General features: G+C 62.5%; 11 protein-coding genes and 2 tRNA genes. 6 read left to right on the top strand and 7 right to left on the bottom strand.

Annotation, left to right across the window (positions count from 1 at the left end; translation table 11 throughout):
- Positions 1 to 283 precede the first annotated feature (283 nt).
- Positions 284 to 1,171 carry a DMT family transporter gene (locus MESS2_RS17110; protein WP_008875650.1) on the top strand — a complete coding sequence of 296 codons (888 nt, stop codon included), beginning with the start codon at positions 284 to 286 and terminating at the stop codon, positions 1,169 to 1,171.
- A 214-nt stretch (positions 1,172 to 1,385) separates the two neighbouring features.
- Positions 1,386 to 2,006, top strand: coding sequence for a peptidoglycan recognition protein family protein (locus MESS2_RS17105; RefSeq protein WP_244440014.1), 621 nt, complete (start codon positions 1,386 to 1,388; stop codon positions 2,004 to 2,006).
- A 55-nt stretch (positions 2,007 to 2,061) separates the two neighbouring features.
- Here the strand turns inward: MESS2_RS17105 and MESS2_RS17100 are convergent, their stop codons facing one another.
- A complete protein-coding gene (locus MESS2_RS17100) occupies positions 2,062 to 2,319 on the bottom strand; it encodes a GlsB/YeaQ/YmgE family stress response membrane protein (protein ID WP_008875648.1) in 258 nt (85 codons plus the stop codon).
- Between the two features lie 173 nt (positions 2,320 to 2,492).
- On the opposite strand from MESS2_RS17100, the gene MESS2_RS17095 reads away from it, so the two are divergent.
- On the top strand, positions 2,493 to 2,948 hold the full coding sequence (locus tag MESS2_RS17095; protein WP_008875647.1) for a YidB family protein: 456 nt from the start codon (positions 2,493 to 2,495) through the stop codon (positions 2,946 to 2,948).
- A gap of 117 nt (positions 2,949 to 3,065) precedes the next feature.
- Here MESS2_RS17095 and MESS2_RS17090 read toward each other — a convergent pair.
- Both MESS2_RS17090 and MESS2_RS17085 read right to left on the bottom strand, forming a co-directional pair.
- Positions 3,066 to 3,139: transfer RNA gene (locus tag MESS2_RS17090), tRNA-Gly, on the bottom strand.
- A gap of 27 nt (positions 3,140 to 3,166) precedes the next feature.
- Positions 3,167 to 3,251: transfer RNA gene (locus MESS2_RS17085), tRNA-Tyr, on the bottom strand.
- A 200-nt stretch (positions 3,252 to 3,451) separates the two neighbouring features.
- On the opposite strand from MESS2_RS17085, the gene MESS2_RS17080 reads away from it, so the two are divergent.
- Positions 3,452 to 4,294 (top strand): TrmH family RNA methyltransferase, encoded by an 843-nt coding sequence (locus MESS2_RS17080; RefSeq protein WP_008875646.1) that lies wholly within the window; start codon positions 3,452 to 3,454, stop codon positions 4,292 to 4,294.
- A 47-nt stretch (positions 4,295 to 4,341) separates the two neighbouring features.
- Here the strand turns inward: MESS2_RS17080 and MESS2_RS17075 are convergent, their stop codons facing one another.
- The 3 genes from MESS2_RS17075 to gcl all read right to left on the bottom strand — a co-directional run bounded on the left by MESS2_RS17075 (position 4,342) and on the right by gcl (position 8,030).
- Entirely contained in the window at positions 4,342 to 5,229 is an 888-nt protein-coding gene (locus MESS2_RS17075; protein ID WP_008875645.1) for a 2-hydroxy-3-oxopropionate reductase, read from the bottom strand.
- A gap of 195 nt (positions 5,230 to 5,424) precedes the next feature.
- Positions 5,425 to 6,222, bottom strand: a complete 798-nt coding sequence (gene otnI, locus MESS2_RS17070; RefSeq protein WP_008875644.1) for a 2-oxo-tetronate isomerase — start codon at positions 6,220 to 6,222, stop codon at positions 5,425 to 5,427.
- 26 nt (positions 6,223 to 6,248) lie between these two features.
- Positions 6,249 to 8,030, bottom strand: a complete 1,782-nt coding sequence (gene gcl / locus MESS2_RS17065; protein WP_008875643.1) for a glyoxylate carboligase — start codon at positions 8,028 to 8,030, stop codon at positions 6,249 to 6,251.
- Between the two features lie 201 nt (positions 8,031 to 8,231).
- Between gcl and bhcR the strand changes: the two genes are divergently transcribed.
- Both bhcR and MESS2_RS17055 read left to right on the top strand, forming a co-directional pair.
- Positions 8,232 to 9,116, top strand: coding sequence for an HTH-type transcriptional regulator BhcR (gene bhcR / locus MESS2_RS17060; protein ID WP_008875642.1), 885 nt, complete (start codon positions 8,232 to 8,234; stop codon positions 9,114 to 9,116).
- A gap of 55 nt (positions 9,117 to 9,171) precedes the next feature.
- Positions 9,172 to 9,657 carry a YbaK/EbsC family protein gene (locus MESS2_RS17055; RefSeq protein ID WP_008875641.1) on the top strand — a complete coding sequence of 162 codons (486 nt, stop codon included), beginning with the start codon at positions 9,172 to 9,174 and terminating at the stop codon, positions 9,655 to 9,657.
- 26 nt (positions 9,658 to 9,683) lie between these two features.
- Here MESS2_RS17055 and MESS2_RS17050 read toward each other — a convergent pair whose 3' ends face one another.
- Complete coding sequence (locus MESS2_RS17050; RefSeq protein ID WP_006333269.1) at positions 9,684 to 10,040, bottom strand: hypothetical protein; 357 nt, start codon at positions 10,038 to 10,040, stop codon at positions 9,684 to 9,686.
- Positions 10,041 to 10,209: the final 169 nt, after the last annotated feature.

The following is a 10,209-nucleotide window of genomic DNA, read 5'->3' as shown; positions in this document are numbered from 1 at the left end:
AGTCTCTTTCCTTGGACGGCCTGGACCTTCAGTTCAGTCGAATGCGGGGCGATTAGCGACAACGGCTGAAAAACACAAGTGCCTTGTGGCTGAACGCTTTCCCGCTCGGTCTGAACCCATGATCCGATTTTCGGGGGATATGGCGCGGATATAGGAACGCCAGCCGGGAAATGAAATAGGCAAGCACGGCCCGCCGAAGGCCGCATTCTCCCCTGCCCTTGCCGGATTTACAGGGCGAGCCTGGCCCATTGCCGGCGCAACATCAGTCTGATTTGTTCGACCGATGCAGTTCATTCCCACAAGCATTCGCGGCCCGCTGTTCATGATCGTCTCGACCGGGTCGTATCTGGTCAACGACACGATGATGAAGCTCGCGACCGTTGGCCTGCCGCCCTACGAGGTACTGTTCCTGCGCGGCATGGCGGCCACGCTGTGGGGCATGCCACTGTTGTTCATGCTCGGCTACAGCAAGCAGATCCCGCTGATGTTCGACGGGAAAGTCCTGCGCAGAAACGTGCTCGAGCTGGGGGCGATCCTTTGCTACGTGGTGGCGCTCGCCAACATGCAGATCGCCGATTCCACCGCGCTTGGGCAGATCACGCCCCTGCTCATGCTGGTCGGCTCCTCGATCCTGTTTGGCGAGCGGATCGGCGGCATGCGCATGGCGTTGATCGGGCTCGGCTTCATCGGCGCGCTCTTGGTGGCGCAACCGACGATGCAAGGCATTTCGATCTACGCAGCGCTGGCGCTCGGCAACGCGGCGCTCGCCGCCGCGCGCGATCTCGCCGGGCGCAAGGTCGCAGCGGAGGTGCCGGGCATGATTGTCGCCATTTCCGCCGTCGTGGTGGTGCTGGCCGGTTCGGGCATCGCGCATCTTGCGACCGAGCAGTGGGTCGTGCCTGAGGCACGTCATCTGCTGCTGATCGCCGGCGCCGGGCTGTTCCTGATCTTCGGCCACTTCTTCATCTTCATGGCCTATCGCGTCGGACCAACGAGCGCGGTGGCGCCATTCTATTACAGCTTCACCGTCTGGGCGGTCATTTCGGGCCTGGTGGTGTTCGGCCAGTTCCCGAACGCGCTGGCGATCTGCGGCATCCTGCTGGTGGTGGCCAGCGGGCTGACCATCGTGTCGCTCGACGAGCGCAAGCGCCGGCTGGCCGTCGTCGCCTAGTGTGGTGATCGCCTGACAGCCAAGACCTCCCCAAGGCCATCCATAGAGTAGCCACTGGCCGCCAAGTGTTAGAAACGCTCAACCAAATTATCGTTTCGTTTTCGCATTCTCCCTCAAAGAAATTATAGTGATTCCATTCGCCTGATTTGTTGCGGGGATTTTCTGTGGCAGTGCCGCCGGACTGGATGCCCAACGTTCCGATGAAGCGGGTCGTTTGCCATTGACGGCCGGCTCGCATTCGGCAGGCGAGACCGACAAGGATGCCTATCATATACTGGTCGAGGGCAATGGCGGCCTCGTCAGGGGCCGGCCTTCCATCGCGCTAAATTCCGGCAGGGTAAAATCGGGATACGCTGCCCACACGCTCAACTGCAACAGCGGCTCGATCGGGGTCTCGCTCTGCTGCATGGCCGGAGCGGAGGAAAGGCCATTCGATGCCGGCCGCTACCCGATGACGAGGACACAATGGGATGCGCTGGTCGTCGTCGTCGCCGAGCTCTGCAAATATTATCGCATCAAGGTCACGCCCAGGACGGTGCTCTCCCATGCTGAGGTCGAGAGCACTCTGGGCATCAAGCAACGCGGAAAATGGGATTTTACGCGCCTGCCGTTCGACCCGTCGATCGTCGGATCGGGGGCCTGCGGCAACCGGTTGCGAAAGGACGTGATGGCGGCGATGGGGGCGATGCCCAATCTGCCGGTCAGACCCGGTCGTGACACGGCACTCGAAACGGCCGTCAGGCGCCTGCTCGATGAATTGTGGCCGATCCTCGCCCGGGGCCTCGCCGCCGGCTTCAACACGCTGGTGCGCGAGATCCTCAAACGGATGAGGTAGACGGGCGGCAGCCAGGTGAAAGGCAGATCCGCCCGGCTGACAATATCGATTGTTCCTAGACGGCTCGTCTGCCGGAGAACTGGTGATAGGCCCACAGAACGACCACCGCGCCGACCACGGCGACGATCAGGCTATAGAGGTTGAGGCCGGTAACGCCTGATGCGCCAAAGGCGCTGAAGATCAGTCCGCCGACGATGGCGCCGACGATGCCCAGCACGATATCGAGCACCAGGCCTTGCCCGCTCTTGTTGACGATCTTGCTGCCCAGGAAACCGGCGATGACGCCGAGGATGATCCAGCTTAATATTGACATGTTCCTCTCCATTCCCCGCGCCCGATTACTTCCACACCACGGGGCAAAGCTCAAGCCAACTTGAAATTCATGATACGGAAAGCTCAAGCCAGCTTGAAATCCGGCCCGAATGCGCCATTGTTGGGGATGGGACGGGCAATGTTTGACATGCAATCTTAACGTGGAGACCCAAAATGGGACTGTTTGACAATGCCGTTCCCGGCGGCAACATAGCCAAGCCGCTGCTGATCGCGCTCGGCGCGCTGCTGGTTGGAAAGATGCTGAGCGGCAAAAGTGCCGAACAGACGGACCAGGATCAGAGCCCTGCGCCTGCCCCCTCCGAGACGACGTCCGCCGATGGCGGTCTGGCCGGCGGGCTGGGCGGTCTTCTCGACAGGCTGAAGAATGCCGGCCAGGGCAATGTCGCCGACTCATGGGTCGGCACCGGGCAGAACCAGCCGATCAATGCCAACGATCTGGGCAATGCGCTGGGGCCGCAGGTCATTCGCGAGATCGCGCAAAGGGCTGGGATGAGCGAACAGGACGTGCTCAAGCAATTGTCCGCGGCTCTGCCTGGCATCGTCGACCAGTTGACGCCGAATGGACAGGTGCCCTCGCAAGGCCAGCTCGCGTCGATCTTCAATAGGTAGGGCGCGTGTCGAGGGAGTAGGGAATAGGGCAGTAGGGGAGTATGTGGTCGCGAGCGCCGCGCTACATATTGCCGTACTGCCCTATTCCCCTACTCCCTTGATTTTGCAATGGGAAACTGGAGCGGGTAGCGGGAATCGAACCCGCATATTCAGCTTGGAAGGCTGCTGCTCTACCACTGAGCTATACCCGCATCGCTTCAGGGCTTACAGGCTGGCAGTGGTGGAGAGGGTTGGATTCGAACCAACGTAGGCTAAGCCAACGGATTTACAGTCCGTCCCCTTTAACCACTCGGGCACCTCTCCAGCCTGCCGTCGAAGCCTTGCAACGAGGCATTCTCGCCGATCGGGGAGGAAATCTCTGGTTTTCTCCGAAATCAGCGAAGCGCCTTATGGCGGCAAGGCCATTGGGTGTCAACCGCGCAGCCAGGCTTTTTCGCTGTTGTCCGGCATCCGCGGCGACGTGCCATATCCTTAGCCGAAAGAGGCGGTTATAGAAGCCAGCCATGAGCAACAAGACCGGCACCCCGAAAGACACCCATTACGCCAAGCTGCGCCGCGCCCATCGCGACGAAAAGGCCGGCGCCCCGGCGTTCCGGCCGCGCCAGCCGGTGCCGCCGGGCGAAAGCGTTGGCGATGGGCTGGTGCGGCTCTACGGCCTGCACACGGTGCGGGCGGCGCTAGATAATCCCCGCCGCAAGATCAGGAAGATGCTGGTGACGCGCAACGCGGCCGAGCGTCTGGCGATCGCCGACCTCGCCGCCCTGCCCTTCACGGCCGAGCTGGTCGAGCCCAGGGATATCGACAAGATCACCGGTTCGGATGCCGTGCATCAGGGCGTGCTGGTCGAGGCCGAGCCGCTGAGGCCGAAGCGCCTCGATGCGCTCGGCGACACCCGCCTGGTGCTGGTGCTCGACCAGGTCACCGACCCGCACAATGTCGGCGCGATCCTGCGCTCGGCTGTCGCTTTCGGCGCCGGAGCGCTGATCACCACGGCGCGCCACAGCCCGCAGGAATCCGGCGTGCTGGCGAAATCAGCCTCCGGCGCGCTGGAGCATATCGACCAGATCGAGGTGAAGAACCTCGCCGATGCGCTCGGGCAGCTTCACGAGACCGGCTTTCAGACCATCGGCCTCGATTCGGACGGACCGGCGGAGCTCGAAAAGAGTTTTTCGGGCGACAGAATAGCGCTGGTGCTCGGCGCCGAAGGCAAGGGCCTGCGCCAGAAGACGCGCGAGACGGTGACGACGCTGGCCCGGCTCGACATGCCCGGCGCCATCCGCTCGCTCAACGTGTCGAACGCGGCAGCGGTAAGCCTTTATGCGGCAAGAAAATTCTTAGGGCAGTAAGGGAATAGGGCAATAAGGCAGTATGTTTCGCTCGGAGTTTATCCACCCTACTGCCCTACTTCATGCCCCGCCATCCGCTCCAGCGCTCTTACCAGTGCCGAATGATCCTCCTTGGCGCCGCCATTGGCGGCACAGGAATTGAATAGCTGCTGCGTCGTCGAGGTGTTGGGTAGCGCCACGCCAAGCGCCTTTGCCCCTTCCAGCGCGAGATTGAGATCCTTCTGGTGCAGTTCGATGCGGAAGCCCGGCGCGAATGTGCGCTTGACCATGCGCTCGCCATGCACTTCAAGGATGCGCGAGGCCGCCAGACCGCCCATCAGTGCCTGCCGCACCTTGGCCGGGTCAGCGCCAGCTTTTGACGCAAAAACAAGTGCTTCGGCGACGGCTTCAATGGTCAGCGCGACGACGATCTGGTTGGCGACCTTGGTGGTCTGGCCGACGCCGTTCGGCCCGACCAGAGTGATGTTCTTGCCCATCTTTTCGAAGACGGGCCTGGCGCGTTCGAAGGCCTTCTCCTCGCCGCCGACCATGATGGTGAGCGACGCCGCCCTGGCGCCGACCTCGCCGCCCGAGACCGGCGCATCGAGATAGTCGCAGCCGAGATCGTTGATCTTCCTGGCGAATTCCTTGGTCGCGATCGGCGAGATCGAGCTCATGTCGATGACCAGCCTGCCCTTGGCCAGCCCTGACGCGACGCTGTTCTCGCCGAATAGCACATCGGCCACCTGCGGTGTGTCCGGGACCATCAGGATGATGATGTCGACCGCTTTGGCCACGGCATCGTGGCCGGTGACGGTTTTCAGACCCTTGGCGACGAGATCGGCCGGCGGCTTAGAACGGTGGCCGCTGGTGACGACGTTGTAGCCGGCATCCAACAAATGCCCCGCCATCGGCGCGCCCATGATGCCAAGGCCGATGAAGCCGATGGTTTCCATGTCTAGTCTCCTGAAAATCTTTGTTCGAACTCATCCAGAGGTCTGCGCCGCCCCTCATCCGCCTGCCGGCACCTTCTCCCCGTATAGTGACGGGGAGAAGGGAAGCGCTCCAACGCCGGGCCTACCCTCTCCCCGTCTCTATACGAGGAGAGGGTAAGGGTGAAGGCAGCGCTAACGTTCGGCAATTCTTAGCAGCTAAGCCGCCGCGCTCCCCTGCCCGGCCAATTCCTTGAACCACCCGAGCCCGGCCTCAGTCCCGGCCTTCGGCTTGTATTCGGCCCCGACCCAACCGGCGTAGCCGATGCGGTCGATATGGTCGTAGAGGAAGGGATAGTTGATCTCGCCCGTCCCCGGCTCGTGACGGCCGGGATTGTCCGCAAGCTGGATATGGGCGATGCGGTTAAGGTTGGCCTCGATGGTACGGGCGAGATCCCCCTCCATGATCTGCATGTGATAGATGTCGTACTGCAGGAACAGGTTCTTCGAGCCGATGCGGTCGATCAGCGCCAGTGCCTGGTCCGAATAGTTGAGAAAAAAGCCCGGAATGTCGCGGGTGTTGATCGGCTCGATCAGAAGGCGAATGCCGGCCTGCTCCAGCTTCTCGGCAGCAAAGGCGAGGTTCTCGGCAAATACGTTTTCCAACACCAAACGGTCGGCGCCCTGTGGCGCGATGCCGGCGAGGCAGTTGACCTGCTCGCAGCCGAGCGCATGGGCATAGGTGATCGCCTTGGCGACGCTTTGCCGGAATTCCGGCACACGTTCCGGCAGCATGGCGATGCCGCGCTCGCCCTTGGCCCAGTCGCCGGCCGGCAGGTTGAACAGCACTTGGCTGAGACCGTTCTTCTTCAGCCGCGCGGCAACGACATCGGGCGCATGGTCATAGGGGCCGATATATTCGACTCCCTTGAACCCGGCGCGGGCGGCCGCGTCGAAGCGGTCGAGGAAATCATGCTCGCCAAAGAGCATCGAAAGATTGGCTGAAAAACGCGGCATTCTTTTTCTCCTTTTCTTCGCAGATCTTAGTCCAACATCACAATCGCGGTAGGCGCATCCTCATGGCTTTCGGCAAGCTCCTCGAATTCGGTGATCTTGTCGATTTCGGTGCCCATGGAAATGTTGGTAACGCGTTCGAGGATGAATTCCAGCACGACCGGAACCTGATGTTCCTTCATCAGCCGCTGCGCCTGCTTGAAGGCGGCGGCGAACTCTTCGGGCTTCCTCACCCTGACCGCCTTGCAGCCCATGGCCTCGGCGACGGCGACATGGTCGACGCCATAGCCGGCCTCGGGATCGTCCTTCCGGTTGACGTTCTCGAAGGCGAGGCTAACCTCGAAATCCATCGAAAAGCCGCGCTGCGCCTGACGGATCAGGCCGAGATAGGCATTGTTCACGACGACGTGGATATAGGGCAATTTGTGCTGCGCGCCGGCTGCCAGCTCCTCGATCATGAACTGGAAATCATAGTCGCCGGACAGCGCCACGATGGTGCGGTTCGGATCGGCGGCGCGAACGCCGAGCGCTGCCGGCAGCGTCCAGCCGAGCGGGCCGGCCTGGCCGCAATTGATCCAGTTGCGCGGCTTGTAGACATGCAGGAACTGCGCCCCGGCGATCTGCGACAGGCCGATCGTGGTGACATAGGTGGTGTCGCGACCGAACGCCTTGTTCATCTCCTCATAGACACGCTGCGGCTTCAGCGGCACCTGGTCGAAATGCGTCTTGCGCTTCATCGTCTTCTTGCGCTGCTGGCATTCTTTGGCCCAACCCGACCAGTCGCGCAGCCTTCCGGCCATCTTCCATTCGGTGGCGACGTCGAGCAGCATTTTCAGCGCAGCACCCGCATCCGAGACGACGCCGAGATCCGGCGCGAAGACACGGCCAATTTGAGTGGGCTCGATGTCGACATGGATGAATTTTTTGCCCTTGGTGTAGACGTCGACCGAACCGGTGTGACGGTTGGCCCAGCGGTTGCCGATGCCGAAGACCAAGTCGGCCTCAAGCATGGTCGCATTGCCATAGCGATGCGAGGTCTGCAGGCCGCACATGCCGGCCATCAGCCGGTGGTCGTCGGGGATCGCGCCCCAGCCCATCAGCGTCGGGATGACAGGCACGCCGGTAATCTCGGCGAATTCGATCAGGAGATCGGACGCTTCGGCATTGATGATGCCGCCACCGGCCACGATCAGCGGCTTCTTGGCCGCATTGAGCATCGCCAGCGCCTTCTCGGCCTGGGCGCGCGTCATCGCCGGCTTGAACGGCGCCAGCGGCTCATAGGCGTCGATGTCGAACTTGATCTCGGCCAGTTGCACGTCGACCGGCAGGTCGATCAGCACCGGTCCCGGACGCGATGAGCGCATCAGATGAAACGCCTTCTGCAGCGCCATCGGCACCAGATATGGCTCCATGACGGTAACCGCCCATTTGGCGACCGGTGCTGCGATCGCGGCGATATCGACGGCCTGGAAATCCTCCTTGTTCAGCCGCGCCCGCGGCGCCTGGCCGGTGATGCACAGGATGGGAATCGAATCCGCCGCCGCCGAATAGAGCCCGGTGATCATGTCGGTGCCGGCCGGGCCGGAGGTACCGATGCAAAGCCCGATATTGCCCGATTTGGCACGGGTATAGCCTTCGGCCATGTGCGAAGCCGCCTCGACATGGCGGGCGAGGATGTGGCGGATCGAGCCCCTCGCCTTCAGCGCCGAATAGAGCGGGTTTATCGCCGCGCCCGGCACACCGAAGGCACAAGAGATGCCTTCCTTTTCGAGAACGAGAACCGCAGCGTCGACAGCGCGCATCCTGGCCATAGCAAGCCTCCGCAATGTGTTGATGGCCAAGGATGGCAGCGTTCCCACCATTTTTCAATTTTTTCAGAATATTTTTTCATTTTTAAAAAACAGCTTCTGCTAATTGATTTTATTACATTATCCGTTTTCCAGAAATCGGCATCTTCGGCTTATGAAAAACTTTTTCATTGCCCATCTGGCGAAATTGGCGACAATGACGCCATGGAAACAACCGAAAAACGTCAGCGTGGCCGTCCCCGCTCCTTCAATGGTCCCGCCGAGGCCGCTTCGGTGCAGTCGCTCGACCGGGCGTTGCGCATCCTTGCCATCGTCGCCGAAGGCAGCGGCCTGTCGCTGAGCGAGATCGCCGCCAGTTCCGGCCTGGCCGCCTCCACCGCCTACCGCATGCTGACGACGCTGGAGAACCACGGCATGGTCGAGTTCGACGGCATCGATCAGCTCTGGTCGATAGGCGTCGAGACCTACCGCATGGGTGCGGCGTTCCTGCGCCGCCGCAAGCTGGTCGATCGCGCCCGTATCGTCATGCAGGAACTGATGGAGAAGACCGGCGAGACCGCCAATCTCGGCGTCGCCGAGGACGATTGCGTCGTCTTCGTCAGCCAGGTCGAGACGCATCAGGCGATCCGCGCCTTCTTCCGGCCGGGCACGCGCAGTTCCTTCCATGCGTCGGGCATCGGCAAGGCGGTGCTGGCGCATCTCGACCCCGAACGTGTCGCCGCCATCCTGCGCAAGGCCGGGCTGGAGCGCTTCACCGAAAACACGCTATCCGACATCTCGGCGCTGGCCCACGACCTGGTGAGGATCAAGCTGCGCGGCTGGTCGGTCGACGATGAGGAGCGGCATCCGGGTATGCGCTGCGTTGCGGCGGCCATCTTCAACGAGTTCGGCGAGCCGATCGGCGGCGTTTCGGTCTCGGGGCCGACAGTGCGGGTGACGCCGGAGCGGCTGGCCGAGATCGGCCCCCTGGTGCGCGAGGCCGCAATGGAAATAACCAGGATGATTGGTGGCCTGCCGCCCCCTTCTTCACAAAGCCGCGCCGGCGAACCGGGTTCACTCTTCGAGATTGGCGCTGCAAGCTCACCTTGACAGCCGCCCGGCAACGGCCAAGTTTGCATCCACCTTCCGCCAGCCGAAAAGACGCATGAGCCTCCAGTCCGTCAAAGCCTTCTTCGCCGAACATGCCCCCGAGATCGAGGTGATCGAAACGCCGACGAGTTCGGCGACCGTGACGCTCGCAGCCGAGGCGCACGGCGTCGAGCCGGGGCAGATCGCCAAGACCATCTGCCTGCGCGTCGGTGACCGGGTGATGCTGGTCGTCGCCCGCGGCGACGCGCGCATCGACAACCGCAAATCGCGTGATGCATTTGGCGGCAAGCCGCGCATGCTCGACGCCGAGCAGGTGGCCGAGATCACCGGCCATCCGGTTGGTGGCGTCTGCCCCTTCGGCCTCGCCTCGCCGCTGCCAGTCTATTGCGACGTATCGCTGCGCGCCTATGACCACGTCGTGCCTGCGGCCGGCGCAACCAATGCGGCGGTAAAGATCGGCGTCGAGCGCATGGCAGCGCTGACCGGCGCCGAATGGTGCGACATCTGCCAGGACGCCGTGCCGGAACCCGCCACAGCCTGATGACAGCGACGAGCGATGACTGGCGGCTACGCTCCAGGCAACGCACTCCTGGCCGACACTTCGAAGACGTCGAGCAGGATCGCGAGCCCGACGCCGCAGGCGGTCAGGACGAGGCCGGTCATGAAGACACGGTTGGCGCGCTCGTAGACGCGCCGGCGCAGGGAACTTGTGCCGAGCAGCACGGACAGCGCCCGCATCTGCAGCGCGATGCCGACCAGGATCGGCGCCACGGCGAGCAGGTGGTGGAGTTGCCACGGTATCGGGTTGGCGGCCCAATGCGTGATGAAGCCCAGAGAAAACGCCAGCAGGATGCCGACGGTGGTGACCGTGCCGTTGCGGAAAAGGGTCTCGATCAACTCTTCCTTGGGTTCTTGCTCGTCCACGCCTTCTCCCCCTCTGCCGGCTTCGCCGTCAGATTAAGCTGTCGGGAAATCCCTGTACACCGACAAAGGCCGATCGCCATAGGACACAGTCGCTTCAGCTTTGCGCCGCTTGCGCCTGCGTTCCAGCGTTGGTGGTTGGCGAAAGCCGACGTAACACCCGATCTCCCCC

This window comes from Mesorhizobium metallidurans STM 2683, from assembly GCF_000350085.1.
Taxonomy (GTDB): domain Bacteria; phylum Pseudomonadota; class Alphaproteobacteria; order Rhizobiales; family Rhizobiaceae; genus Mesorhizobium; species Mesorhizobium metallidurans.
This window is presented reverse-complemented; position numbering and strand designations above follow the sequence as displayed.

Coding starts and splice junctions, on each gene's coding strand:
- MESS2_RS17110 (WP_008875650.1), top strand. CDS start 284: ATGCAGTTCATTCCCACAAGCATTCGCGGCCCGCTGTTCATGATCGTC.
- MESS2_RS17100 (WP_008875648.1), bottom strand. CDS start 2,319: ATGTCAATATTAAGCTGGATCATCCTCGGCGTCATCGCCGGTTTCCTG.
- MESS2_RS17095 (WP_008875647.1), top strand. CDS start 2,493: ATGGGACTGTTTGACAATGCCGTTCCCGGCGGCAACATAGCCAAGCCG.
- MESS2_RS17080 (WP_008875646.1), top strand. CDS start 3,452: ATGAGCAACAAGACCGGCACCCCGAAAGACACCCATTACGCCAAGCTG.
- MESS2_RS17075 (WP_008875645.1), bottom strand. CDS start 5,229: ATGGAAACCATCGGCTTCATCGGCCTTGGCATCATGGGCGCGCCGATG.
- otnI (WP_008875644.1), bottom strand. CDS start 6,222: ATGCCGCGTTTTTCAGCCAATCTTTCGATGCTCTTTGGCGAGCATGAT.
- gcl (WP_008875643.1), bottom strand. CDS start 8,030: ATGGCCAGGATGCGCGCTGTCGACGCTGCGGTTCTCGTTCTCGAAAAG.
- bhcR (WP_008875642.1), top strand. CDS start 8,232: ATGGAAACAACCGAAAAACGTCAGCGTGGCCGTCCCCGCTCCTTCAAT.
- MESS2_RS17055 (WP_008875641.1), top strand. CDS start 9,172: ATGAGCCTCCAGTCCGTCAAAGCCTTCTTCGCCGAACATGCCCCCGAG.